Origin of the sequence: Caldanaerovirga acetigignens (genome assembly GCF_900142995.1) — a bacterium.
In the GTDB taxonomy this organism is placed as follows: domain Bacteria; phylum Bacillota; class Thermosediminibacteria; order Thermosediminibacterales; family Thermosediminibacteraceae; genus Fervidicola; species Fervidicola acetigignens.
In genome coordinates, this window is record NZ_FRCR01000008.1 from 33,354 (window position 1) to 59,313 (window position 25,960).

Consider the following 25,960-nt stretch of genomic DNA (forward strand, 5'->3'; position numbering starts at 1 on the left):
TCGATTTTTGTTCAGGGCTGCAAAGGCCCTTTTTATTCTTTTTTATTTACCGAAATCATATATTAAGTTAACAGGGGGGTGAAACAATGTCCGAAGAAACCACCAGGTCCGATTTCAGCCTGTTGGAAATTGTGGCGGAAGTAATTCAGGGAAAGCGCGGCGGTAACATCAATGAGGTGGTAAGCCTCCTAGCCTTGAGCAACATCCTGGGTATATTGACCTTCCTAAATTCTCAGGATCTCAAAATCGGCATAAAAAATTCAGTTCTTTCCAAACCTGCTCCTTCAGACGTAAAAGACCTGGCATCGACTTTACTTACAATGTTAGGGACCAGTTCCGACAAAAAGATAAATCCTGCCGCGCTCTTAAATCTCGTGAAAACCCTTTCTGCCAGCGAGGCCCAACCTGCGGAAAGTAAGGAAATCAAAGGCTCAGAGGAAAAGGAAAAAAATACTTAAAGCCGTGCGCGAGCACGGCTCTATATCAAATTGCTATTTTAAAATTCCTATTTTGCCCTTGCCGTCACAGTAAGGGCATACCCTTTCTAAAACTTCATCGAGACTCTGTCTCACCTTTTTCCTAGTCATTTCCACAAGGCCTAGAGTAGTTATCCCAAAAATATGGGTCCTTGTCCTGTCTTTTTTGAGTTCCATTTCAAGGGCATCGATGACCATTTTTCTATGTTCCTGTGAATTCATATCTATAAAATCTATAATTATAATCCCCCCTATATCCCGCAATCTTATCTGCCTTGCTATTTCCTTCGCAGCTTCTAAGTTGGTCTTCAAAACGGTATCCTCCAGGTCCTTATCGCCTGTGAATTTCCCAGTATTAACGTCTATTGCCGTCAGGGCTTCGGTCCTGTCTATAACGATGTAACCACCTGATTTAAGCCACACCTTGCGCCGCAGGGCTTTTTCGATTTCCGATGTGATGTCGAAATATTGGAAAATACTTTCTTCACCGTTATACAGGCTCACCCTCTCTTGCAAACCCGGAGCAATTACCGATACTATCTCCACAACTCTTTCAAAAGCTTCTTTTGTATTAATGTAAAAACATGTCACTTCGGGCGTGAATACATCCCTAACTATCCTCTCTATTAGGTCCATGTCCTTGTAAATCAGCTTAGGAGCCCATGAAGTTTGCCCTTTCTTTTTAATCTCTTCCCATAAATTTTTCAAATAATCCATCTCAGCCTTTATTTCGTCTTCTCCCCTGTTCTCAGCAGCCGTTCTCACGATAACACCCATTCGACAGGGGCGCAATTCCTCGGCCAAAGCCTTCAAACGGGCCCTTTCCTCTTCTTTTTCTATTCGCCTTGATATCCCTACATAATCGAGCCTGGGCATAAGGACCAGGTACCGACCGGCCAGAGTTATATTTGTTGAAACCCTGGCCCCTTTCGAACCAATGGGCTCTTTTACTACCTGCACTAGTATTTCCTGCCCCGGCTTTAACATATCCTGGATAGAAGGTTTTTCTACATTCCATTCCGATCGTTCATTGAGATTTCCCAGCGATTCCAGATTAACATCGCCCACATATAAAAAGGCATTTTTTTCCAGACCTATGTCCACAAAGGCAGCCTGCATACCCGGAAGGACGTTTGCCACTTTCCCCTTGTATACATTTCCGGCTATGCTACCGCTTATTTTTCTTTCAACAAAAAACTCCACTAGTTTTCCATCCTCTAAAATCCCCACCATCACCTCATCTTTTCCCACATCAGCAACTATCTCTTTTTTCATGGACATTCATCTCCCTTGCGGAACCTAAAGAGGAAGAATTTTCCTACCTTTGTCGAAAACAAACAGCTCATCCTTATTAACGCCCCGTACATTAAGAGAAGGGACGTACTCCCTTAACGCATCAATCACCATAAACGGAGTTACACTTGCATCTTGCCCGGCGGCAAGTTCCATCTTGAGCGTGAACCTGTCGTTTTCAGCGGTGTTTATTTTTATCCCGTAAATTCCGGAGGCGATATTCACCTCTTTCTCTTTTCCTTTAGATTTTTTGACCATTTTTATTTCGGATGAAGAAAGGATTTTTCCGATTGCCTCTTCCAGAGCTTCTCTCGAAGCACATCCCAGGTCTACAACGACCGTATAAAGCGCCCTGTTAACCGATGAAAGGGGCAGTTTGCCTTCGGCATCTCCTACTTTTAACAGGGCAATGCCGGGTGGCAGTGTTGAGTTCAAGCTGTCATAAATTTCTTCCAAAGCAAGTTCTTTCGTGAGTTCCACGTCTACGTATTCCGCATCGCTGGTAATCCCGACCGGTATGGCCGGGGTAAAACTCATTTTAGGCCGGGGGTTAAAGCCCTCCGTAAATTTTAGGGGGAGCCTGGCCCTTCTCATGGCCCGCTCCAAGGCCCTCATCATATCGAGCTGGGATATAAATTTTACCTCTCGGCCTTTTCTAATCCTCATTCTTAACTTCACATCGAATCCCGCCTTTTATTTTGATTATCCCGCACCCGTGGCACCTGTCGAACCGACAGTCGGGGGTCGGCTGTGCCATCTTCGCCTTCTTCAACTCCCTCAAAAGGAAGTGTCTATCTATTCCCGGATCTATGACCTCCCAGGGGAAAAATTCTCCTTCAGGGCGCGGCCTATTGGCGTAAAATCCGGGGTCTAACCCCGCTTCGCTGAAAGCCTCCATCCACTTTGAAAAAGCAAACATATCGCTCCAGCCGTCAAACCTGCACCCCTTTTCGCGGGCTTTCTTGAGCACTAAATTCAGTCGCCGGTCTCCTCTTGAAAACACCGCCTCTAGGAAGCTTAATCGGCCGTCGTGCCAGTTGTAAATTATATGGGGGTTCTTGAGCTTTTTCTTTAAAAATTTCTGGCGTTCGTTTATCTCTTCTAGAGGAATCTGCGCTTCCCACTGAAATGGGGTAAAGGGCTTAGGCACAAAAGTAGAGGTGCTCACGGTAACCCTGAGTCCTTTGCACTTCCCTTTTACCTCGCGGTAAACATCCACCACTTTATGAGCAAGGTCTACAATCCCTTCTAAATCCTCGTAAGTTTCCGTCGGAAGTCCTATCATGAAATAAAGTTTAACCGAGTTCCAGCCGGCCTCAAAAGCTCTCCTTACCGACTTTATCAAGTCCTCCTCTGTAACACCTTTATTTATGACATCTCTAAGTCTCTGAGTACCGGCTTCGGGAGCAAAGGTAAGCCCGCTTTTTTTAATCTCCATAATTCTCCGGGCCAGTTCCAATGTAAAAGAATCGATGCGAAGCGAAGGCAGCGAAAGGCCGACTCTGCGGTCTTTGAACTCGGTTGTTAATATTTCTACAAGCCTTTTCAAATCCGAGTAATCGCTGGTACTGAGCGAAGCTAACGAAATTTCTTCATAACCAGTGGCATCTATCATTTCCCGGGCAATGTCCGCCAATTTTTCCGCCGATTTTTCCCTGACGGGCCTGTATATCATCCCCGCCTGGCAAAAGCGGCAGCCTCTTGTACATCCTCGAAAAATTTCAAGTACCGCTCTGTCGTGAACTATTTCAGTATAAGGGACTATCAGTTTGGTGGGATAATATACGCTATCGAGGTCCTCAATAAAGCGTTTTTTCACCCTTTCTGGAACACCCTCTTTTCTGGGTAAGATCTCCCTCACTGTCCCGTCTTCGCTGTACGTCACCCGGTAAAGGGACGGAACGTAAATTCCCGGAATTTGTGCCGCCCTTTCCAGAAACTCTTTCCTTTCGGATGAACTTTCCTTCCAATTTATATATAGGTCCACCAATTCCAAAATTGACTCTTCTGCTTCTCCTATTACAAAAAGGTCGATAATTTCAGCAAGGGGCTCCGGATTGTAAGCGCATGGACCTCCGGCAATAACTATAGGGTTGTTTTCCTCGCGCTCTGATGAAAAAATAGGGACTCCCGAAAGCTCCAACATATTCAATACGTTGCTGTAACTCATCTCGTACTGCAACGAAAAACCGATCATGTCAAATTCAGAAAGGGGGGTTTTGCTTTCGAGGCTAAATAGAGGAATTTTTTTTTGTTTTAGTATATCCTCCATGTCAATCCACGGTGCAAATACCCTCTCTGCATAGACATCCTCTCGTTCATTCAGTAGGTGGTACAAAATCCTGAGTCCCAGATGGGACATGCCTACCTCGTATACGTCTGGAAATGCCAATGCGATATGGACCTTGATATCGTTTTTATCCTTTTTGGTGCTGTTTAACTCATTGCCTACGTACCTCATTGGTTTTGAAACTTTTGGCAGAATTTCATCGAGAATATTTTCAATCTCCAAAGTCTTATTCCTCCTCGTAGCTTTGTGCCTTTTATATTATAACAGGTCTTCCAACTTTATATCCAATCCTTTTTCTATAATAGTGTCAAATATTTCCGTTTCGGTCAAGCACTTTTTTAACCTATTGTTATTGTCTATAATGTAGACAAGGTAAAAATTCTGGGGGTTTAGGCGAAATATAACCTGTTTTACTGGCACTTTGACAAAGGCTACGATAGACTGAACAGGTAATACCCCTTTTTCAATTAGGTTTTCTTTTTTATGCGCCATATAACTCATAAACATAAGGGGAGCATGTCTTTCCTCATCGCTGGCTGCCCAGAAAAGAAAAATTCCCGTCACTACAAGCGCCGGACTCAAATTAGAGTTTGCAGCCATAACTAAAAATAAAGCCAATAAAAAAAATGCCAAAACCTTCCCCACCCTGGCCGCTATTCGCACCGCTTTTATAAAACTCACGGTTTGGCTTAGCCATAACATAAATATCTTTCCTCCATCTAAAGGTAAGGCCGGCAACATATTGAAAAGTCCTAAAATAAGCTGGTATCTTATAAAAAAATACATAATGCCATAAGGGATAAGTCCATTATAAGCTAAGGACATGAAAACAGCGGCCAGCAGCAAGTTTCCAGCAGGCCCTGCGAGCAAAACGAGTACCTCGCATTCACGGGAATATTGGTAAAACATTTTAATATATATCCTGCCGCCAAAAGGCAATAGTTCCAGTTCGTCCACTTTTATATCAAGCATCTGCGCTGCCAAAACGTGCGAAATCTCGTGAACCAGTATTGCCAACAAAGCAGCTATTATCTCTTTGTATGCCCCTCCAAAAAGGCCAGCAACAACAATCGCGATAAACAAAAAATGAAGTCTTACCTTCACTTTGCCGATTAAAAAAAACATTGTGTATCCCCCTAAGGCTTTTCGGAAATTTCCAGCCACTTTTCCGGGTCCTGCGCCTGTCCTTTTTCCCAGATTTCAAAGTGAAGGTGAGGATTTTCGGCAAGTCCAGTTTTACCGACAGTTCCTATTACTTCCCCCTGGGTCACTCTGTCTCCAGTCTTTACGTAGACATCTTTAAGATGGGCATATACCGTCACCACGTCCCCTTCGTGCCTTATTTTTATAAGCTGGCCTAGCTCCGGGTCTTGAGCCGCCTGTATCACCATTCCGCTTGACGCAGCTTTGACAGGTGTTCCCTCGAGCTGCTCTATGTCAATTCCATTGTGCATTCGTTCTACTTCCAGGAGGGGATGAAATCTTTGCCCAAAACCCGAAGTAACCTTCCCATTCAGAGGGGCAATAAATACTCTCGAAGGCAAAGAAGAAGTCTCCTCCCCAAAAATACTTTTCAAGGCGGGTATATCCCTTATAAATTTCTGGTATTTTATCTTTTCTAAAATTTCTGCTAAGTTCATTTCATAAGTTATAGCACTACGGACCCTTGTAATTATTGCGGAGGCCGGTGGCAAATTAATTTTTTTTAAAAAAAGCATAACGCATAATATAGCAAAGGCAACTATAACCTTTTGGAGGTTCAAAAAACGATTTATACTCATTTCTTCTGAATTCTCATAATATTGGGCATACGGATCACGTTCTCTGTGCCACCACATGGTTCCCCCTCCAGCTTAAATCTCGATATATATATCTATGGCGAGCTAAGCCCTTTTATTACAACAAAGACAAAAGGCCAAGGAAAAATTTCCCCGGCCTTTAAAAAAGGATCTTCTGTCTTCGCATCCCTATTCCCAGTACAAGGCCCACAGCCATCATGTTCATCAAAAACGAACTCCCGCCATAACTCATGAACGGAAGGGGTATCCCTGTGACGGGCATAAGCCCCATCGTCATGCCTACGTTTACCAATATCTGAAATATCCACATTGTTGCTACACCAGCGGCCATATAAGTTCCAAGTTTGTCGCGGGATTTGAAAGCTATTCTTATTGTGAGATATACCAAGGCGAAAAATAAAGATAAAAGAAACATCCCGCCTACAAATCCCAGTTCTTCTGACAACACGGCAAAAATAAAGTCAGTCTGCTGCTCAGGTATAAAATCAAGCTGGTTCTGAGTCCCTTTGAAAAGACCTTTTCCCAAAAACCTCCCGGAACCAATAGCTATTTTTGACTGAATCACGTGGTATCCAAAACCCAAAGGATCCAGATTTGGATTTATAAAAATCAAAAGCCTCATCCTCTGGTAATCGTGCAGAAAATGCCACAATACCGGAAATGCAGCCAATCCCGCCGCTACAGTTCCCAAAATGAGCTTTGCACTGACCCCTGCAACAAATATCATGCCGAACATTATTGCTATCAATACTAGAGATGTCCCCAGGTCTGGCTGTTTTACTATGAGCAACATCGGTATCCCTACGTGAATGAATATTTGAAGTAAATCCTTCAAACCGACGACTTTCTTTTTATCCAAAAAATTCGCCAAAGTAATTATAACCGCAAGCTTGCTAAATTCAGAAGGTTGAAAGCCAAAAGGACCTATGTCTATCCACCGCTGAGCGCCCATCGTCGTTCTTCCCAGAAGCAGTACTATAACGAGCAATAATAAATTTACCACATATATAGCATTTGAAAGCATTGCGACAGTATGGTAATCCACCACTATGAAAAACGCCATCGCCACAAGTCCCAGGAGAAACCATAAAAATTGCATTTTGGTATAATGGAAGCTTCCCCCGGGGGCAGTTACATGGGTGGCGCTGCTGATGGTCAATATGCTGAGTGCTGCCAGCATCGTTATTACTACTATAATCCTGTAGTCCAGATTTTTTAAAAGCCTCGGATCCATAGCGAGCCTCCCAAAGAAAATCCATTATCCATTATACCATATCTTAAACCACCCCTGAAAGCAATCTGCCATCCGGTTAGCCGTGTATATTTTTCCATGAGAGCTCTACCGAATCCCCGCTTTCTAGAGCAGTAGTCAAAGTTGCCGGCATGCCGTTTACCTTTATGTCCAGGTATCCCCTGAATCCGCCTAAATCAAAGTCTATTATATTGAAAATATCGTTCACGATGAGGTCGGGTTTTTTTATTTCCACCGACGAATCGGGGGGTATCTCATCATCGTAACTGGCACTCTCGCCATTGATGAACGCATGCGGTTCCACTGAAATTTTTCTGCCATTGACGAATATAAAGACCTTGTCCTCATCTTTTATAAAATCCCTAATCCAAGCTCTGCCTGGTGCCCCAGGCTTTGCTTCTTCGATTTGTATTCTCGCACCGTCTTTTACACGATCATCGAGGCTCGCTGTACGCCCATCCACTGTAATCACCGCAGGTACCCCAAGTTTTCCTGGCACTACTTTCAATTTTCCGTTGAGTTCAAAAGTCAGAGCAGGACCGGGCAGCCCTAAAATTCTCGAAGAAGGATATCCTGCCTGCACTAAAACTTGAAAAACGGTGGGTTCGTCTTTACCCAGCACATGCACCATTTCGCCGTTTACCCAAACCTTGATAAAGGAAAGGGTTGTACCTTCTATCGCATTGACACCTATACCCACAGGCGTTATGGCAAAGGGCCCAGATAAGCCTACCTTGCCACCTTTGATAAAGTTTGTGGACTCTAAGTTTTTGACCCCTACTCTTTCCTTTGGAATCTCCAGATTTGCCGCAATAGCTTCAGGAAGCCCAGGCAGCAAACTCCCTCCTCCTATGCATATTACCGCCGCCGGGGGTTTTCCGTTGAGCTCTAAAATCTTCCCCGCTATTTGGGCTGAGAGGTCCCAAACCGCCTCTTTTATCGCTTCCATTACTTGCCTCGTTTCCACGCGCCTTTCAATCCCCAATACATCCGTGAATTCTACGAAGGTACTGTCCAGAAGCTTCCTTTTTACTCTTTCCCCTTCCTGAAAGTCCAAAAGAAATGCTTCGCATATTTTTTCCGTTATCTCATCTCCAGCCGTAGGAACCATCCCGTAGGCAATGATGCTCCCGTCCTTCGAAATGGCTATGTCCGAGGTACCCGCACCTATATCAACCAGGGCGATATTGAGCTTCCTCATGCTGGGAGGGACCGCGATGCTACTTGCAGCAATGGGTTCCAAAGTAATGTTTTCCAATTCTAAGTCACATCTTTTTAAAACAGAAATTAGGCCTTCAACCACCGAACGCGGGAGAAAAGTCGCAACAATATCTATAGTGGCACTCCTCCCTTTCTGGCCCAGCAGATTTTCTATCGGATTCCCTTCCAGGTACCATCTGACCACGCTATACCCAACGCAATGATAGTCAATAAATCCTTCTTTTGCGCTTTTCCCTGAAATTGATTCAATGGCCTTTTCCAAAGCCTCAACCGTAAGATTTCGTATATCATCTCTTTCTATTTCTCTATAAGGTAAGAGCCGTTTTTCAACCCTGGTCTCGATCGTAACTAAACTCCTACCGGCGGCAGCCACCGCAGCTTTTTTCAATTCATAACCCAATCTGCCTTCTAGATTTTCTTTCAAGCGCCTGACACCATCGGCTACAAGTTCCACATCATGCACTTGTCCATCGTACATCGCCCTCGTTTCATGCTCTAAAATTTCCCAGTCCTTTATTAAAAATTCTCTCCCACTTTTGCACAAAACGACCCCAACTATTGTCCTCGTTCCGATATCAAGTGCAAAAACTTCTCCGCTCATTTGCTAAAAATATTCCTCCTTTTTTAAGCGCGGACAACATGTTTTATCCTCTTTATGGGTATGTTAGCAACCAAAGCGGGCACGGTCGCATCCTCATCCTTTTTCATTCTCGTAAGCTTAATCTCCAGCCCTTCCTCTTCTATATCGACATAGTCTGAAATAATGTTGATGATCCGGCTCTTTATCATTTCTAGGAATTGCGGTGAAACGTTGGCCCTATCGTGCACCAGGATAAGTCTTAATCTTTCTTTTGCTATATCTTTGCTTGACACATCATCTCTACCAAAAAGTCTAAGAAAATCCATCCTAATGCCCCCTTTATCTTCTTACCCTAAGGCCAAAAAGCATTTTAATTTTTTCCATCAAAGTGGGTTCTACATCTAACGACATCAGAGGTACATTTTCCCCCTCTAACCTGCGGGTTACATTCCTATAGGCTTGCCCTGCTTTCGAACTTTCGTCAGCGACTGCTGGCTCACCCCTGTTAGTAGAAATTACTATTCGCTCGTCTTCGGGAATTACTCCTAAAAGGTCGATAGCAAGTATATCTATTATGTCTTCAATATCCATCATATCGCCGCGTTTTACCATATCCGGCCTAATGCGGTTAATTATAAGCTGAGGCTCTTCAAAACCTGCGGCTTCAAGAAGTCCTATTACTCTGTCGGCATCGCGAACTGCAGAGACTTCCGGCGTCGTAACAATAATAGCTTTCTCCGCCCCGGCTATTGCATTTTTAAAACCTTGCTCGATACCTGCTGGACAATCCACCAAAACGTAATCGAATTCTTCCTTAAGTTGGTCGCACAAATTTTTCATCTGTTCAGGCGATACTGCAGTCTTGTCCTTCGTCTGAGCTGCAGGCAAAAGGTAAAGGTTTTCGAAGCGCTTGTCCCTTATAAGAGCCTGTTTCAGCCTGCACACGCCTTGCACCACATCAACGAGATCGTATACGATGCGATTTTCCAACCCCATAACCACATCCAGATTCCTAAGTCCAATGTCAGCGTCGATCATCACTACCTTCCTGTGCTTTAAAAGAGCAAGACCAGTCCCAATGTTGGCAGTCGTGGTGGTTTTTCCCACGCCTCCTTTCCCGGAAGTAATTACAATTACCTGACCCATCTCTTCCCCTCCTAATTTATAAACCTCTTTAATGAAAATAATAGGGTTCAATTACTATGACACCGTCTTTCAAATAGGCCACTTCTGGCACCTGCGGAACTGTACTTTTCCCCTCCGGTGGTCTTGAAATAACTCCGGCTATCCTGAGCTGAATAGGCTGCAACCTGTACGCCGCAACTATCGAGTTTTCATCCCCCTCCGCTCCCGCATGCGCCATGCCTCGCAGCGTGCCGAAAACCAAGATATCCCCTTTCGCTATCACTTCGCTTCCTGGATTTACATCGCCTAATATAACCACATTGCCGCCATACGAAATTCTCTGTCCCGAGCGCAAGGTTTTTTTCAAAATTAGGGTTTCAGGCAACGGAGGTGTTGGGAATTGAATGGTATAAAGCGGATGGTCTTTCTTAAGTTTTAAGCCGTATTCTTTCAACATCGCCTCAATCTGATTTATCTCTTCTTGGCTTATATGTCCTTCTTTGATTAGAAGGCGCGCTTCGCCACCTTTGAAAAAGTCGCCTCCTTTTTGGAGTTTTTCAAGAATTGTATTTTTTACGGTTTCAAAATCCGAACGGCGGCGCAATATTATTGAAATCCCATCCCTTGTACCCTTTATTACTACCATCTTTTGACTCATCGATATTCCCTCCGCAGCTTCGTCTTTTATCAATATTCTTCAAAAAAAAGCCAATTCCTTCTTGCTAAAACAAAAAAACCAGAATCTTACAGATTCTGGCTGGTCATTCGACAACCCGAACTCCGGAATTTTCTCCACTGCCGTCCTTTTCTTCTTGTCCCAAATCTAGATTAAAATAAGCACTCAACACAGCCTTGGCCACGGGGCCTCCAGTAGTTCCTCCAGATCCAGCCTGCTCTATGAATACTACAACAGCCACCTCTGGATCATCAAAAGGTGCGAAAGCCACAAACCAGCCGTGGGGTGTCTTTTTTACATCCCATTGGGCCGTTCCAGTTTTTGCTCCAATGGCAATAGGGAAATCAGAAAAAACGGAGTAGGCCGTTCCTCCCGGCAGCACGACCCCCCTCATGCCCCTTTTTATGATTTCAAAAGTCTTCTTCGACACCTGAACTTTGCCCGCAACCTCGGGTTTCCTCTCATAAATCACATTTCCTTTTGAGTCCACAATGCTCTTTACAAGATACGGCTTCATCCAGTAACCCTCGTTGGCGATTGCAGAAATATAAGTCGCTATTTGAAGGGGCGTATACTGGTGGTAGCCCTGTCCTATCGCTGCATCCAAGGTTTCAGCAGGATACCATATCTTGTCCTCGGCTCTATTGAAGGCCTTTTGCTTGTATTCCCTGCTTGCCACATTTCCTGATTTCTCACCGGGAAGTTCGATTCCAGTCTGTTTCCCCAGGCCATACATCCTTGCATATTTTTCTATGGTATCTATGCCGAGCCTCCTTCCCATTTCATAAAAATAGATGTTACAGGATTCGGCAATGGCCTTTACTATGTCGACGATGCCGTGCCCTCCGGGTTTCCAGTCTTTTTTCGGCGCTATTGTCCAGTAAACTCCCGGGTCGCGAATCTTCTCATTTTCATCGGTCACCTTTTCCTCCAATGCTGCTGTGGCCGTGACCATTTTAAAAACCGAACCGGGCGGGTATACTTCAGATATAGCTATATTCACCATAGGCCTCAAGGGATTGTTGGCCAGGCTTTCCCACTCCTTCTGGGTTATCCCCCTCGCAAACATGTTGGGGTCAAAACTCGGGTAGCTGGCCATGGCCAGCACTTCTCCCGTTTTGACATTCAATACCACAACCGCCCCTCTTTTGGCGTTGGGCAGTGGATTTCTTTTGTTCGTCTGAAGCTTTTTAAGCTGTTCTTCCAAGGCCTTTTCTGCCACTTGCTGCAGTTTCAGGTCTAACGTAAGATTGACCGTAGCTCCCGGAGTCGCCGGCTTTTCACCGAGAGTGCGTATGGGTTTTCCCGTCGCCGTCACCTCTACCTGCCGGCCTCCGTCCTCGCCTTTTAAATACGGCTCCAATACCTTTTCCAGCCCCATCTTGCCCACCAGATCCCCGAGCCGGTAACCCTTATCCCTGAGGGCTTTCAGCTCTTCCTGATTAATTTCTCCTACGTAACCGAAGACATGAGCTGCAAGGCTTCCATAGACATAATTTCTTATGGGTTCCACTTCGATATAAACGCCGGGAAGCCGTCTTTCCTCGATTTTTGCCACCGTCTCCATATCGACATTGGTCTTCAGCCTGACCGGCATGTACTTTTTATATCCCAGGTCCCTTATTTTATTCTTCAGAGTGTGATAAGAGTATGAAACGAGCACCGTCGCATCTTTAGGGGCATCGAGAATTACCTTGCCCGTGGAGGCCTCGATGCTCTTTATGCCGACGCCTTTCTGTGTTCTTTCGTCAATCACTTCGATGTCGCCCGCACCCACCTTTCCGTCGCCGTTTACGTCATATAGCGGGAGCTTTTCCAAAACTATCTCTCCATTTTCACCCACAGTGTATTTTTCTTTCACAATCTGAGTGATTTCGGGTATTTTTAAGATCTCACTCAATACTTTGAATACCTTTTCCTGTTCTTCAGGGGTTGAATTTACGTTCATGTAAGAAACGGTATAGCTCGGCTTACTGTTAACCAATTCTTTGCCGTTTCTATCTTTAAAAACTCCTCTCGGCGCCGTGACAGGCACTATCCTGATTCTATTTTCCTGGGCGAGTTTTTCGTATTCAGCACCGTGGATTATCTGGAGCATGAACAGGCCTATGCTCAGAAAAAGAAAAACTCCCACCGCAATCCACGTGAATATGTGCAACCTTTTCTCCATTTTCTTAACATCCACGGCAATTCTCCCCTGGTTTTAATATTTCGTCTCAAAATAAAAATTCAGAAATTTTTCCAGCCTCATAACAGCCGCGTACACAAAAGGGGCTATAAGCGCGTTATAAAAGGCCGAAGATACCGCTTTCGGCACCAAAAGGCCGGTGGTGTACCCGGGGACGAAAACCCAGTACGCTAACAAAAATACCAGATTGTAAAGCAGCGTCCCAACGAAAACAAAGCCCATGGTCAACGCCACGGGACCTTTAAATAAATCTCTCGTTCCGTAACCTACCACATAACCGGTCAGGAACTTTATCAGTGCGTTAAATCCGAGAAAACTTCCGTAAACTATATCCTCAAGAAGTCCTATTGTAAGGCCGTATACGGCTCCCGCATTCTCTCCCTTAATTAACGCCACGCAAAGCACCAATACCAGTACGAAATCGGGTTTAATGGTGCCGATTTGAAAAAGCACTCCCAGGGTGGACTGGGCTGCCATCAGCAAAACAGCTATCGCGAAATAGGCAAGTACTCTCAACCCGCTATTCACCCCCCGGCACGGCCCTTTGCCCTTTTATGACGAAAACTTCTTCCAACTTTTGAAAATCCACCGCTGGCTTTACGATTGCGTACTGGGTCAAATTATCCGATTCTTTTTTTACTTCTACTACTTCTCCTATCAATATACCCTTGGGCACTATGCCTCCCAAACCGGAGGATATGACCACATCCCCTTTCACGATGCGGGCGTCGGCCGGCAAAAAAACCATTTTGGCGCACCCGGGCGGAGCCGGTGCGATATTGCCCTTGAGAATGCCGTTATCCCTCGTCCTCTGTATCATCGCGCTCACCGACATTCTGTTGTCCAAAAGCATGAGCACCTTAGCCCAATCATCCCCCACGTCCATCGTGTATCCGACTAAGCCCCTCTCGGTAACTACGGCCATATTTTCCATGATACCGTTTTTCTTCCCTTTATCGATAATTATTACGTTAAACCAGTTGCCAGGGTCTCTACCTATTACTTCGGCAGCCACCATATTGTATTGTAAATTTTTTTCCTTGAACTCCAGCATTCTTCGAAGCCTTGCGTTTTCTGCGCTGTATTCTAAAAATTTATGTTTGTATTCTAAAAGTTCTTGTACCTCTTTCTTTAAAGCCTCATTCTCCCTCTTTAGGTAAAACACCTCGGAAACCGACGTAACGGCTTTCCTCACCCCGTGGGAAATCCATGAGAATACTTCCTGCAAGGGTTTTACAAAGAAAATTACAGGACGCTCCAGTACACCAAATAAAGACCTGTTGTGAACCGTAGAATTTACTGCAAAGCTCAGGGCAACTACTATAAATATAAGGAAAAATGCCTTTTTATATCTACTAAGGTGCAGCAAAAACCACCACACCCTTTAAACAACTTTTTTTGATAAGACCTGCACTCGCTTCAAAAGGTCCAGTTCCTCAAGGGCTTTTCCCGTTCCGAGAGCCACACAGTCCATGGGATTTTCGGCAATATGAACCGGCATTCCCGTTTCGTGGTTAACCAGCTTGTCAAGGCCATAAAGCAGCGCACCTCCGCCCGTCATGACTATCCCCCGGTCCATTATATCTGCCGCAAGTTCGGGAGGACTTTTTTCAAGCGTGACCTTTATCGCGTCCAAAATGCTGTTTACCGGTTCAGCAAGGGCCTCCCTTATCTCCTCAGAGCTCACCTTTATAGTCTTTGGAAGACCCGTCACCAAGTCTCTTCCCCTTACCTCCATGGCCTCCTCTTTGGGTTTAGGGAAAGCAGACCCAATCGTTATTTTAATTTCTTCTGCAGTCCTTTCTCCTATCATGAGGTTGTATTCTTTCTTGATGTAGTTTACTATAGCCTCATCCATTTCATCTCCGCCTACACGTATAGACTTGCTAGTCACAATTCCTCCAAGGGATATGATGGCAACTTCCGTAGTGCCACCGCCGATATCCACAACCATATTTCCTGTAGGCTCCTGCACCTCGAGCCCTGCTCCTATGGCAGCCGCCATTGGTTCTTCGATGAGATATGCTTCCCTGGCCCCTGCCTGCAGCGTTGCGTCTATGACGGCCCTCTTTTCAACTTCGGTAACACCCGAAGGTATTCCAACCACCACTCGGGGTTTCACGAAGCTCCTTGTCTTTAAGGCCTTCGATATGAAATGCTTAAGCATCGCCTGGGTTATATCGAAATCAGCAATTACGCCGTCTTTCAACGGCCGTATGGCCACAATATTGCCGGGTGTTCTCCCTATCATGTGCTTTGCTTCTTCGCCCACCGCTAAAATGGTCCCCGTATCCCTCTGAATTGCGACTACCGACGGCTCTCTAAGCACTATCCCTTTCCCTTTCACGTGCACGAGCGTGTTAGCCGTGCCAAGATCTATTCCTATATCTTTCGAAAGAGCCTTGAAAAGTCCAAACATGCACTGCTACTCCTTTCCATTATTGGTCGAATTTTTTCTTTTTTAAAGAATCCTTTTTTCTTTGAAGCTTAAGTAATCCGAATTCCCAAAAATAATGTGATCTAATACTTCTATCCCAAGAATTTTGCCTGCTTCCACTAGGCGGCGAGTTATTTCTATATCTTCCCTGCTTGGCGTTGTGTCTCCGCTAGGATGGTTGTGAACTAGTATAACGGCTGCACTACTCCTTTTAATTGCAGGCTTGAACACTTCTCTCGGGTGAACTATAGACGAATTAAGACTGCCTATTGAAATATTTTCCACCGATATAACACGGTTTTTAACATTTAGCATGATTATTTTAAAATATTCTTTGTCCAAATAACGCATTTCTTCCATCAATAATTTTTTCACGTCAACTGGTGAGGATATTACTATATCACAATCCTTAAAGCAAGATGAAATCCTGCGGCCTAGTTCGACGGCTGCCTTTATCTGTACTGCCTTTGCAAGGCCAATCCCCTTAACTTTTGAAAGCTCTTCTAAGCTTGCCTCTGCCACAAATTCCAGTCCGGCTTTTCCTCCGTCTCCCTTTAAAACCCTTTGGGCTAACACCAAAGCTGATTCGGCCTTGGTACCGGTTCTTATCAAAAGAGCAAGAAGCTCCGCATCGCTTAAAGCAGTAGCCCCATATTTTTGCAAGCGCTCCCGCGGTCTTGCCTCTCTAGGCAGGTCTTTAATCTTTAAGGATGACACGAAATTTCCTCCTGATCAAAGAATTCTTATTCCAAAATTAGAAAGTAAAAGGCTTAATTTGAAAATCGGCAGTCCCACGATATTATAATAACATCCTTCTATTTTTTCTACAAGCAATGCTCCTTTCCCCTGGATTCCGTAAGCTCCAGCTTTGTCCATAGGCTCGCCAGTTTTTATATAATTTTCTATTTCGCTAGAGGAAAGGTTTTTGAATTTTACCCTGCTCTCTTCGCAGTCCGCAATCTTTCTTGATAAGGAACTGTCAATTACAGCGACACCCGTAAAAACCCTGTGCCACCTTCCGCTTAGACTTTCGAGCATCTTCATCGCTTCCTCTTCGTCCTTGGGTTTTCCCAAAATTATATCGTCTAAAGCAACAACGGTATCAGCGGCTATGACTATTCCATCTTTTATGCGACTTGCCACATCTAAAGCTTTATTTTCTGCCAGTTTCACCGCCGCTACAGCCGGTGCTGTCCCAGACGGCAAAGTTTCATCGATGGCACTCGGTATTATTTCAAAATCGAGCCCTATCTGCTTTAAAAGCTCCTTTCTTCTCGGAGAAGCCGAAGCTAAAATCAGCCTGGGACCGAGGTTGTTGTACATAATGGTTCATCTCCTTCTGTCAACCGTCTCCACAAGGCCGAGGCTTCCGGAGAGTTTTTCCTTTGCAAAATTTGCCGCAAGTCCGGTGAAGCCCCCAGTTAAAAGTCCCACAACCATTAAAAAAGGCAAGTAAGAATATATCCCAAAGGTGGAAAGCACGACGCTGGCCACAGTAACCTGAGCAAAATTATGGGTCACACTCCCGAGTATACTCACGCCTACTAGGCTAAAAACTTTTTCAAAGTACTTAACGGCAAATCCCATCACCAGAGTACTTGATATTGCTCCTGAAAGGCTGTAAATCAGACTTGACATTGAACCTCCCAAAAACGAACCTATTAAGCACCGCAAGATGTTTACTTCTAACCCTTCTCGAGTTCCGTAAAGTACTATCGCTAACAGAGAAATGATATTGGCAAGGCCTAGCTTTGCGCCGGGCACCGGAAAAGGCACCGGTATCATGTTCTCTATTACGTGGAGGGCAACTCCTCCGGCTACCAGCAACGACAGATATACTAATTTTTTTGTTTTTGCCATAAAAATCATCCCTGTAAATAATTGCTTAAAAGCTTACGCCATCCACCTCATTCGTGGATTCCGTGTTTTGAATCTTAACAACAACTCTATTAGGCAGACATACCAGCGTCTGTCCTGGCTTGGACACCCACCCTTGACGTAAACAATCCTTATCGGGGCAATCAGAAGCAACTACCCTGACCTTGTCTCTATCAATTTCAAGTACAACATCGCCTATAAATCCTGCTACCTTTAATTGCATCTTGGGTCCATCTTTACCAAGAGAAATCTTTTGATATTCTTTTCCATTTATTTCTATAACGGCATAGGTTTTCCCGCCAGTAAAGCCATAAATTTGAAATCCTGTAAAAATTACAAACGCCACCAAAATTACCGTTGCAATCAAAATCTTGTCGCCCTTAGTCAGCATAAAGACCGCCTTCCTCTGCATTATTTATAGTGTACCATATTTGTTCGGAGCAAGACAAGTGGAAAATACCCCTAGTGTTTAAACAATAAAAAAAGATTTTATGCCCCTTAAGGACATAAAACCCGAATCTGTCAACTATTTTTCAACATCATACCCTGCATCCTCTATCGCGGATGCAATTTGTTCAACGGAAACTTTTGAAGAGTCAAAGTAGACCTCAACCTTTCCTTCCTCCACCTTCGCCTCAACTTTTTCTATTCCCGGCAGAGCCTTTACCGCTGACTCTACAGCGTGTTTGCAGTGCATACAGGACATGCCTAAAACTTTTAAAGTAATGTCCGGCATCTTAATTCCCCCTTTGCGGTTTCTCAAAAAATCCCCTTTTTATTTTACCTTATTTTTTCTATTTTTAACAGGGATTTAATTACGATTGGAAAATTATTTGTTTACTCTATCTTTGTTTTTAGTTGACAATTTCTTCGGCAAATATTAAAATATCCTTAAAAAACAACTGTGAAAGGAGTTTAAAGCTCTATGAACAAAAAACTCACGGCAAAGGAGATTGCTTTCTGCTCACTTTTTGCCTCGCTCACGGCGGTATTTAGCTACATACGAATTCCCCTCCCTTTCAGCCCTGTTCCCATAACATTGCAAACCCTAGCGGTTATGCTGGCAGGAAGCCTTTTACCCCCTAAAACAGCTCTTTTAAGTCTTATAGTTTACATCCTTATGAGAATTGCCGGAATACCATTTTTTTCCCTTGGGACAGCGGGAATAGGAGTGCTTTTAGGTCCTGCAGGCGGTTATATAATGAGCTGGCCCCTTGCAGCGTATATAATAGCTACGCTACTTAAAAGGGGAAATGCCACTTTTGCTAAACTGTTATTTTCAAATGTATTAGGCGGTATTGTAATCGTTTATATTATAGGAACTTCGCACCTTGCATTTGTAACCGGGATGGACATTATTTCCGCAATAACAGCCGGGGTGCTGCCTTTTATCCCTGGGGATATTGCAAAAGCAATGCTCGCATCTTTTATAGCTTTTTCGCTGAGAAAAAATAATATTTTCCAAAGAGTTTTAAACAGCCTATGATAGAGAACCTCGCACAAAGGTTCTCTTTTTTTGTTTGACAATCTACATAGTTAACTTTATAATTAAAGTATAATATTTCTATCTGTTTACACGGATTTGTTTTGAGGGGTGGTGCTGTGATCCTCTCAAAGGAACAAATAACAAGGTACATGAGACATATTATCATGCCTGAAATCAGCGGCCCTGGGCAAAAAAAACTGTTGGAGTCGGAAGGTATAGTGGTGGCCGATTCCGTCGAAGACATACTTTCGCTGCTTTATTATCTGGCCGCATCAGGCATAGGACATCTTTATGTAATTTTGAAGAAAAAAGAAGACTTTTCCGAACTCAAAGCATGCCTACTGGACCTGAACCCTGACCTTGATGTTGAGTTTTACAACGATATTCCGAATTTTAAAAATATAGAAAAAATCAACTTTGCGCTTTTTACAGACGACTTTGAGGAATCCGAGCGACTAAAAGGAGTACCAAGAATCCTAAGCTTCTCTCGTCCCTGGAACGGATGCTTAATGACGGCAAAAGACTGCGGAAGTAATAAACTTGCTTTTCCACAAAATATGAAAGGTTCTCGCAAAAACTCTCCGGGGCTGGTATTTTCTCGTTTTTTTGCAGGGACAATATCGGCGATAGAGGCTATAAAAATATGTTTAAACCTGGGAAGGGCATTGGAAGAACCCCTTTATTACAACTTGCTGGATATGGAATTTAAATCCATAAAAGACTTTAAACCCCTTGAGGAAAATTCGATGCAAGACCCATTCATAGGAAAAAACCTTTCTTCTTTGAAAGTCCTCATAGTTGGAAGTGGCGGACTTGGTTCTCCGGCTGCCTTTTCCCTAGCTTTGGCAGGTGTAAAAAATATCGGCCTTTTAGACAGCGATATTGTAGAGATGAGCAACTTAAATAGGCAAATTCTTCATTCGACTTCACGCATAGGGACCCCTAAAGTTGAATCCGCCGAAATGTTTTTGAAAAAAATAAATTCCGGAATAAATATTGAGAAGTACAATGTTCGTTTCAACACCAAAAATGCTCTTGAAATAATAAAGGATTACGACATCATCGTTGACGGTGTCGATAACCTGCCGAGCCGCTATCTCTTAAACGACGCCTGTGTCCTTGCAGGGAAACCTCTTGCCGAAGCCGCAGTACTGAGATTCGAAGGAATAGCGATGACAATTCTGCCAGGGAAAGGCCCGTGCTACCGGTGCGTTTTCCCTAAAATGCCCCAAGCAGGAGCTGTACTATCTTGCGCCGAAACTGGCGTGTTAGGACCAGTACCTGGAGTAATGGGAACTATTGAGGCTATAGAAGCCGTAAAAATTTTTGGAGGCTGTGGGAAGCTTTTATCTGGGAGATTTCTAATTTTCGATTCGCTAGAACTCAACTTTATTACACCAGCTCTATCGAAAAATGACAAATGCCCAATATGTGGCGAAAATCCTTCAATAAAAGATTTAGGTGAAAACTACGATTTTGTTTGCAAAAATAATTGACGAGGTGAACACTTATGGAAAGGACAAACCGCATTTTTAATTCCATTTTGGATCTTATCGGCAGCACTCCTATGGTCCGGCTCTCGAAGTTATCGCCAAAGGAGGGAGCAATCATTGCAGCAAAACTCGAATCCTTTAACCCCGGCGGGAGTGTAAAAGATCGAATAGCTTACAGCATGATATTAGACGCCGAAAAAAAGGGGCTTTTAAAACCGGGATCAACGATTATAGAACCAACCAGCGGTAATACAGGCATAGGCCTTGCAATGGTATGTGCCGTTAAAGGATACCGGTTGATATTGGTAATGCCTGCTTCAATGAGCGTCGAGAGGCGCAAGCTTTTGAAGGCCTATGGCGCCGAATTCGTCCTTACTCCTCCGGAATTGGGAATGAGGGGAGCTTTAGAAAAGGCTTTGGAACTAACAAATAAAATAAAGGATTCTTTCATGCCTCAGCAATTTGAGAACCCGGCCAATCCTGAAATCCACGAAAAAACTACGGCATTAGAAATATTAGAGCAGACAGGAGGTAAACTCGACGCTTTTGTAGCCGGGGTAGGCACTGGAGGCACGATAACCGGAGTAGCGCGGGTGTTAAAAAAAGAATTTCCCAGCCTAAAGATAGTGGCGGTAGAACCGACATCGTCACCGGTGCTGTCGGGCGGAAAGCCAGGAATCCACAAAATTCAGGGAATAGGTGCTGGTTTCATACCGAAAGTATTGGACCTTGACTTAATTGACGAAATTATAACAGTAACCAATGAAGAAGCTTTTGAAACTGCCCGAGAGCTTTCAACAAAAGAGGGAATTCTTGCCGGAATTTCCGCAGGTGCTGCGGTTTTCGCAGCACAAAAAGTGGCCCGTAATTTTAGACCGGATAACCTGGTAGTTACGGTCCTTCCTGATACAGGCGAACGCTATTTAAGCGTAGAAGGGCTCTTTCCTTCTGAGTGATTAACAAAATTAATCCCTCTTTTTCTTTTTTTTACCTATTATTTTATATTTACCCATTCTTAACCGAAAAGCGTTTTAAGATAAAAAAACAAAATTATTTTGTAAAATGTTCTACCAAAAATGGTTTTCTGTAACCTGCTCAACCTCCGTCGCATACTATGGTATTGAAATATAGGAGGAGGTGGATTTACATGGGAGAAATAGCCGGAGGCGGTTTCTACGATGGCCGTGATCGTCGAAGCCGCGAGGCTTTTATAGTTTTTCTGATACTGATACTCCTTCTTATGGGAGACTGGTGGTTGTAAATCCCTGCGTTAAGGGTCGCGCTCAGGCGCGGCCCTTTTCCCTTTTTCTGTAACGGAAAGTCCACAGGGTGCATAGTATGGTACTGAAAAGAAATCAAATCGAAATAACCTTTCTTGGAGGTAGTTATAAATGAACAGGACAGAAAACTCACCAAAAGGATACCCAAGCGGTATGAGGCTTGCCGAGGTTTATATTCCGATTCAAACTTACGGCGAAACTTTCGATCTGAAAACCGCTCTCATGTACGGAACCATTTTCCCCGACTTATATAGGCCCTACAGACCTGCTCATAGGAAACCAGAGTAATAAGCACAATTGTGAGGTGAACAAAATGCATGACTATAGATCAATGGTGGAGATGCTGAAGGAATTGCAGGCTCTCGAATTTGGAGTTTATGAACTTGCCCTGTTTTTGGATACCCACCCGGGCGACAGGAGAGCATTGGAAGACCACAACCGACTTGTAAGCAGATTAAATCAGCTCAGAAAAGCTTTTGAAGATAGATACGGGCCGCTTAGACTCGACTCCGAATCTCCCTATCCCTATCGCTACATCAACGACCCGTGGCCCTGGGAAATCCAATATTGAGAGGAGGCTAACATAAAAATGTGGTTTTACGAGAAAAAACTGCAGTACCCTGCCAACGTGAGGCGCTGCGATTTAGCCATGGCAAAATTCCTCTTTGCCCAGTACGGCGGCCCTGACAGCGAACTTTCCGCCGCGGTGAGATACCTCACCCAGCGATATACGATGCCGATACCCCAGGCTAAGGCCCTCCTTACCCACATCGGAACCGAGGAGATGGCTCACTGGGAAATTATAGGTACGCTCATATATAAACTTACCGAAGACGCCACACCCGAGCAGTTGAGAGAGGCCGGCCTTGGAGACCATTTCGCACAGCACGACAAAGCCCTTTATCCCCATGACGCCGCCGGAGTGCCCTGGACCGCCGCCTATATCCAGGCTACGGGAGATCCAATAACCGACCTCCACGAAAATTTGGCTGCCGAACAGAAAGCCCGCACAACTTATGAACACCTTATCTCCCTCACCGACGACGACGGGGTTATTGCAACGCTCTCCTTCCTCAGGGAAAGGGAAGTAGTCCACTTCCAGAGATTCGGCGAGGCGCTGATGCAGGTCCAGGAGCACTACCAACACAAACACATATTTTGCTAGCCACGGCGCAAAAAAAGGCCTCTTTTGCAAAAAAAGAGGCCTTTTTAATCATTTTTTCTTATTATTAAGCGCCGTATTATTATGCGCCGGGTGTTTTTCCTGAGTTCGATGTAACTCACAGCAGTCCATCTTCCTACCGGCGAATTCTCTTTCACTGGCTTTAGCTAAATTCTCCAGAAACCTGCTTATCCATCCCGCCATTGTAACACCTCCTTATGATAATGTCATTTTTAAGAAGCTCCGCGAAAGGTCTTACCAGCATTTAGGTTTAATTTCAGGGTTTAAATTTTTTCAGCCTCAGAGCGTTTGTCACCACGGAAACCGAACTGAATGCCATGGCGGCTCCTGCTATTGCGGGGCTTAAATATCCGAGGGCAGCAAACGGAATACCAAGGGTGTTATATATGAACGCCCAGAATAAGTTTTGCTTTATGTTCCTCATGGTGGCGCGGCTGAGTTTTATGGCAGTTACAATCCCCTTCAGGTCTCCGCTCATGAGCGTTATATCTGCCGTCTCGATAGCCACGTCGGTGCCGGTGCCGATGGCTATTCCGACGTCGGCCGCCACCAGCGCCAGTGCATCATTGATGCCATCTCCAACCATTGCGGTAATTTTGCCCTGTTTCTTCAGCTTTTCCACTTCTTCGGCCTTATGCTCCGGAAGTACTTCGGCCATGACTTTATCTATTCCAACCTGCCGGGCTATGGCCCTGGCGGTGCGCTCGTTGTCTCCGGTTATCATCCAGACTTCGATACCCATTTTCTTCAGCTCGTCGATGGCTTCTTTGGAATTTTCCTTTACAGTATCGGCTACAGCCACAATACCTTCAAGAGTCCCGTCAATAGCCATAATCATCGCAGTTTTACCTTCATTTTCAAGCTTCGTCAGCAGATCTTCTACACTTTCCGTGGAAATATTTTTTGCCTTCATGAGTCTGCGGTTACCCAGGTAAACTTCCCTCCCTTTGATTTTTGCATATATGCCGTGGCCGGGTATAGCCTCGAAATTTTCAGGATCGGGAAGTTCAAACCCCTTTTCTTTAGCTTTATTTACAATAGCTTCACCCAGAGGATGTTCGGAATTTTTTTCTGCTATAGCCGCAAAACTTAATATTTCCTCTTCCCTTAATTTGCCGGTCGGAATAATATCGGTAACCTCCGGTTTTCCTTTAGTAATGGTTCCAGTCTTGTCGAGCACGATAGCTTTGATCCGGTGTGCTCTCTCCAGGTGTTCACCGCCCTTGATAAGCACGCCGTACTCGGCACCTTTGCCAGTTCCTACCATTACCGAGGTAGGTGTGGCAAGACCCAGGGCGCACGGACACGCTATTACCAGCACCGCTACGGCGTTTATGAGGCCTGCGGTAAAGTTGCCATACACAAAATACCAAACCGCAAAAGTTATGAGCGCAATGGCGATGACCACAGGGACGAAAACCCCCGATATCTGGTCGGCCAGCTTTTGAATCGGCGCCTTCGACCCCTGGGCTTCCTCTACCAGTTTCACGATCTGCGCAAGTACAGTATCCTTACCGACTTTGGTGGCTTTGAACTTGAAAGTGCCCGTCTTATTGATGGTAGCACCTATTACTTCGTCCCCTACTCTCTTCTCCACGGGGATGCTTTCCCCCGTGAGCATGGATTCATCCACCGAAGAATAACCTTCAATGATGACACCATCCACTGGTATCTTCTCACCGGGCCTGACCACCACAATGTCCCCCACTTCTACCTGCTCCACAGGTACCTCCATTTCTTCGCCGTTTCTTATCACCCGGGCAGTCTTGGCCTGAAGTCCCAGTAATTTTCTGATGGCTTCCGACGTTCTGCCTTTAGCTACGGCCTCCAGATACTTGCCCAGGGTAATGAGAGTAATGATAACCGCCGATGCTTCAAAGTAAAGGTAGTTGTGAATCATTTCCATCGGAAGAGCAAAAACGTTATAAAGACTGTAAAAATACGCGGCGGTGGTGCCCATGGCAATCAGCACATCCATATTGGCCGACCCACTCTTCAGAGTATGGTAAGCCCCCCGGTAATACCTGTAGCCGATTACAAACTGCACCGGGGTGGCAAGCCCTATCTGAAACCACGGATTGTCAAGGATACCTCCATACCAGCCTAGAAACTTGAAAATCATCGACAGCACCAGTGGCACGGTGAGGATGGCTGAAATTACCACCAAACTGCCCAGAGTCCGGATTTCCCTCTCTCTTTCCCGTTTTTCCCTGTCCACATCCATTTCGGTCTTTTCATAAGCATCGTAGCCTATGTCCCGAACAACTTTGATGAGGGTTTTCACATCGGTTAAACTGCTCAAATACTCTACCGTGGCGGTCTCAGAGGCGAAATTCACCGAAGCTTTTAAAACTCCCGGAGCCCGAGATAGTGCCTTTTCTATTCGGGCGGCGCAGGAAGCGCAGCTCATATTTTTCAGCCCCAGCTCCACCCTATCAGGGATAACATCATAACCGAGATCTCTTATTTTCTGCACAAGATCCGCAATCGAAACTTCTCCGGGATTAAAGGCGATGCTGGCTTTTTCTACTGCAAAGTTTATATTTACTTCCTGCACACCTGCCATCTTTGAGAGTACTTTTTCAATACGGGCGGCGCAGGAAGCGCAGGTCATCCCTTTTATATTCAGCGCTGCTTTCTTTACAGCTTCCGGCATATCTTATCCCCTCCTAATTTCCTCAAATATATACCCTATGGGGGTATCTCATTTCCATTATATTCTTCGGTGAATAAAATGTCAACATTTTATTTATAGTATCTGCCTATTCTAGAAAGTGATGCTTTTTGTCACATCCACATATCTTGGATAGAAAAAATTAATAGAGAATAAGCGGCAGCGCTTAATAACATAGAATAAGTAAAACCGAAAATCCCCGCAATTACAATAGCTAGAGTAGAGCCCAACAATGAAGCAACGCCGTTTATTCCCCACATCAACGGTATTAGTGAAGGTTCCCCCAACTGCCGGACCTTTTCAATTCCAGCGGGGAAAAGACGCCCATAGTAAAGCCTATGGGAATTAAGATCAAAGTCATAATGGATAGCTTAAAATAAAAGGATTTCCCGAGAAAACCCGGAAACACCGCTCGGTACAGGATTGCCATCATGACTATTCCAAAGGCCAAAACAATGGGCAAATCTTTTTTTAAGCTTTTAAACTTTTTGCTAGCCAAACTCCCCAAACTGCATGCTATTACCAGGATGCTAACCGTTGTCAGAAAAGCCGTAGAAGGATGGCCTAACAAAAGGATATTTTTTTGTGCAAGAGAGATTTCCAAAGCCATAAAACCGATACCTACCTAT

The 25,960-nt window shown here is 44.6% G+C and carries 30 protein-coding genes; 8 read left to right on the forward strand and 22 right to left on the reverse strand.

The window, feature by feature from the left end; genetic code table 11:
• Window positions 1-86: 86 nt before the first annotated feature.
• Window positions 87-458, forward strand: coding sequence for a hypothetical protein (locus BUB66_RS07275; protein WP_073256878.1), 372 nt, complete (start codon window positions 87-89; stop codon window positions 456-458).
• Between the two features lie 33 nt (window positions 459-491).
• On the opposite strand, the gene BUB66_RS07280 is transcribed toward BUB66_RS07275, so the two are convergent.
• The 19 genes from BUB66_RS07280 to copZ form a co-directional block, all read right to left on the reverse strand.
• The gene (locus tag BUB66_RS07280; RefSeq protein WP_073256881.1) at window positions 492-1,751 is read right to left on the reverse strand and encodes an Rne/Rng family ribonuclease; all 1,260 of its coding nucleotides are present in this window, start codon (window positions 1,749-1,751) and stop codon (window positions 492-494) included.
• Between the two features lie 24 nt (window positions 1,752-1,775).
• A complete protein-coding gene (locus BUB66_RS07285) occupies window positions 1,776-2,447 on the reverse strand; it encodes a TIGR03936 family radical SAM-associated protein (protein WP_073256883.1) in 672 nt (223 codons plus the stop codon).
• Window positions 2,425-4,281 carry a TIGR03960 family B12-binding radical SAM protein gene (locus tag BUB66_RS07290; protein WP_073256886.1) on the reverse strand — a complete coding sequence of 619 codons (1,857 nt, stop codon included), beginning with the start codon at window positions 4,279-4,281 and terminating at the stop codon, window positions 2,425-2,427. Before BUB66_RS07290 ends, BUB66_RS07285 begins: the two co-directional genes overlap by 23 nt.
• A 36-nt stretch (window positions 4,282-4,317) precedes the next feature.
• Window positions 4,318-5,184 (reverse strand): site-2 protease family protein, encoded by an 867-nt coding sequence (locus BUB66_RS07295; RefSeq protein ID WP_073256889.1) that lies wholly within the window; start codon window positions 5,182-5,184, stop codon window positions 4,318-4,320.
• Window positions 5,185-5,195: 11 nt separating this feature from the next.
• On the reverse strand, window positions 5,196-5,897 hold the full coding sequence (locus BUB66_RS07300) for a M23 family metallopeptidase (protein ID WP_084098896.1): 702 nt from the start codon (window positions 5,895-5,897) through the stop codon (window positions 5,196-5,198).
• 100 nt (window positions 5,898-5,997) lie between these two features.
• Window positions 5,998-7,092 carry a rod shape-determining protein RodA gene (gene rodA, locus BUB66_RS07305; RefSeq protein WP_073256892.1) on the reverse strand — a complete coding sequence of 365 codons (1,095 nt, stop codon included), beginning with the start codon at window positions 7,090-7,092 and terminating at the stop codon, window positions 5,998-6,000.
• A 76-nt stretch (window positions 7,093-7,168) separates the two neighbouring features.
• A complete protein-coding gene (locus BUB66_RS07310; protein ID WP_073256895.1) occupies window positions 7,169-8,932 on the reverse strand; it encodes a cell division protein FtsA in 1,764 nt (587 codons plus the stop codon).
• A gap of 23 nt (window positions 8,933-8,955) precedes the next feature.
• Complete coding sequence (minE, locus tag BUB66_RS07315) at window positions 8,956-9,237, reverse strand: cell division topological specificity factor MinE (protein WP_084098898.1); 282 nt, start codon at window positions 9,235-9,237, stop codon at window positions 8,956-8,958.
• A 13-nt stretch (window positions 9,238-9,250) separates the two neighbouring features.
• On the reverse strand, window positions 9,251-10,057 hold the full coding sequence (gene minD / locus BUB66_RS07320; RefSeq protein WP_073256901.1) for a septum site-determining protein MinD: 807 nt from the start codon (window positions 10,055-10,057) through the stop codon (window positions 9,251-9,253).
• A 28-nt stretch (window positions 10,058-10,085) separates the two neighbouring features.
• Entirely contained in the window at window positions 10,086-10,694 is a 609-nt protein-coding gene (gene minC, locus BUB66_RS07325) for a septum site-determining protein MinC (protein WP_073257179.1), read from the reverse strand.
• Between the two features lie 103 nt (window positions 10,695-10,797).
• On the reverse strand, window positions 10,798-12,897 hold the full coding sequence (mrdA, locus tag BUB66_RS07330; RefSeq protein WP_073256904.1) for a penicillin-binding protein 2: 2,100 nt from the start codon (window positions 12,895-12,897) through the stop codon (window positions 10,798-10,800).
• An 18-nt stretch (window positions 12,898-12,915) separates the two neighbouring features.
• Window positions 12,916-13,416 carry a rod shape-determining protein MreD gene (mreD, locus tag BUB66_RS07335; protein WP_073256907.1) on the reverse strand — a complete coding sequence of 167 codons (501 nt, stop codon included), beginning with the start codon at window positions 13,414-13,416 and terminating at the stop codon, window positions 12,916-12,918.
• 4 nt (window positions 13,417-13,420) lie between these two features.
• A complete protein-coding gene (gene mreC / locus BUB66_RS07340) occupies window positions 13,421-14,281 on the reverse strand; it encodes a rod shape-determining protein MreC (RefSeq protein WP_244269791.1) in 861 nt (286 codons plus the stop codon).
• Between the two features lie 3 nt (window positions 14,282-14,284).
• On the reverse strand, window positions 14,285-15,319 hold the full coding sequence (locus tag BUB66_RS07345; protein WP_073256913.1) for a rod shape-determining protein: 1,035 nt from the start codon (window positions 15,317-15,319) through the stop codon (window positions 14,285-14,287).
• 42 nt (window positions 15,320-15,361) lie between these two features.
• Window positions 15,362-16,054, reverse strand: coding sequence for a RadC family protein (radC, locus tag BUB66_RS12220; RefSeq protein WP_188092882.1), 693 nt, complete (start codon window positions 16,052-16,054; stop codon window positions 15,362-15,364).
• Window positions 16,055-16,069: 15 nt separating this feature from the next.
• Window positions 16,070-16,660, reverse strand: a complete 591-nt coding sequence (locus BUB66_RS12225) for a Maf family protein (RefSeq protein WP_188092883.1) — start codon at window positions 16,658-16,660, stop codon at window positions 16,070-16,072.
• Window positions 16,661-16,666: 6 nt separating this feature from the next.
• The gene (locus BUB66_RS07355) at window positions 16,667-17,197 is read right to left on the reverse strand and encodes a Gx transporter family protein (protein ID WP_073257182.1); all 531 of its coding nucleotides are present in this window, start codon (window positions 17,195-17,197) and stop codon (window positions 16,667-16,669) included.
• 25 nt (window positions 17,198-17,222) lie between these two features.
• Window positions 17,223-17,606, reverse strand: a complete 384-nt coding sequence (locus tag BUB66_RS07360) for a NusG domain II-containing protein (protein WP_073256916.1) — start codon at window positions 17,604-17,606, stop codon at window positions 17,223-17,225.
• A 135-nt stretch (window positions 17,607-17,741) separates the two neighbouring features.
• Window positions 17,742-17,951 (reverse strand): copper chaperone CopZ, encoded by a 210-nt coding sequence (copZ, locus tag BUB66_RS07365; protein WP_073256919.1) that lies wholly within the window; start codon window positions 17,949-17,951, stop codon window positions 17,742-17,744.
• A gap of 189 nt (window positions 17,952-18,140) precedes the next feature.
• On the opposite strand from copZ, the gene BUB66_RS07370 reads away from it, so the two are divergent.
• The 7 genes from BUB66_RS07370 (at window position 18,141) to BUB66_RS07400 (ending at window position 22,639) form a co-directional block, all read left to right on the forward strand.
• Window positions 18,141-18,701, forward strand: coding sequence for a biotin transporter BioY (locus BUB66_RS07370; protein WP_073256922.1), 561 nt, complete (start codon window positions 18,141-18,143; stop codon window positions 18,699-18,701).
• A gap of 116 nt (window positions 18,702-18,817) precedes the next feature.
• A complete protein-coding gene (locus BUB66_RS12040; RefSeq protein WP_143156249.1) occupies window positions 18,818-20,197 on the forward strand; it encodes a HesA/MoeB/ThiF family protein in 1,380 nt (459 codons plus the stop codon).
• Between the two features lie 14 nt (window positions 20,198-20,211).
• On the forward strand, window positions 20,212-21,150 hold the full coding sequence (gene cysK / locus BUB66_RS07385) for a cysteine synthase A (protein WP_073256925.1): 939 nt from the start codon (window positions 20,212-20,214) through the stop codon (window positions 21,148-21,150).
• 158 nt (window positions 21,151-21,308) lie between these two features.
• Entirely contained in the window at window positions 21,309-21,455 is a 147-nt protein-coding gene (locus tag BUB66_RS12150) for a hypothetical protein (RefSeq protein ID WP_159431515.1), read from the forward strand.
• A 130-nt stretch (window positions 21,456-21,585) separates the two neighbouring features.
• Entirely contained in the window at window positions 21,586-21,762 is a 177-nt protein-coding gene (locus tag BUB66_RS07390) for a spore coat associated protein CotJA (RefSeq protein WP_073256928.1), read from the forward strand.
• A 25-nt stretch (window positions 21,763-21,787) separates the two neighbouring features.
• Window positions 21,788-22,045, forward strand: a complete 258-nt coding sequence (locus BUB66_RS07395) for a spore coat protein CotJB (protein WP_073256931.1) — start codon at window positions 21,788-21,790, stop codon at window positions 22,043-22,045.
• 18 nt (window positions 22,046-22,063) lie between these two features.
• A complete protein-coding gene (locus BUB66_RS07400) occupies window positions 22,064-22,639 on the forward strand; it encodes a manganese catalase family protein (protein WP_073256934.1) in 576 nt (191 codons plus the stop codon).
• Window positions 22,640-22,687: 48 nt separating this feature from the next.
• Here BUB66_RS07400 and BUB66_RS12230 read toward each other — a convergent pair whose 3' ends face one another.
• The 3 genes from BUB66_RS12230 to BUB66_RS07410 all read right to left on the reverse strand — a co-directional run bounded on the left by BUB66_RS12230 (window position 22,688) and on the right by BUB66_RS07410 (window position 25,941).
• Window positions 22,688-22,840: an LDCC motif putative metal-binding protein gene (locus BUB66_RS12230; RefSeq protein ID WP_188092884.1), complete on the reverse strand. Its 153-nt coding sequence runs from the start codon at window positions 22,838-22,840 to the stop codon at window positions 22,688-22,690.
• A 73-nt stretch (window positions 22,841-22,913) separates the two neighbouring features.
• Window positions 22,914-25,313 (reverse strand): heavy metal translocating P-type ATPase, encoded by a 2,400-nt coding sequence (locus BUB66_RS07405; RefSeq protein WP_073256937.1) that lies wholly within the window; start codon window positions 25,311-25,313, stop codon window positions 22,914-22,916.
• A gap of 286 nt (window positions 25,314-25,599) precedes the next feature.
• Complete coding sequence (locus BUB66_RS07410) at window positions 25,600-25,941, reverse strand: spermidine synthase family protein (RefSeq protein ID WP_073256940.1); 342 nt, start codon at window positions 25,939-25,941, stop codon at window positions 25,600-25,602.
• Window positions 25,942-25,960: the final 19 nt, after the last annotated feature.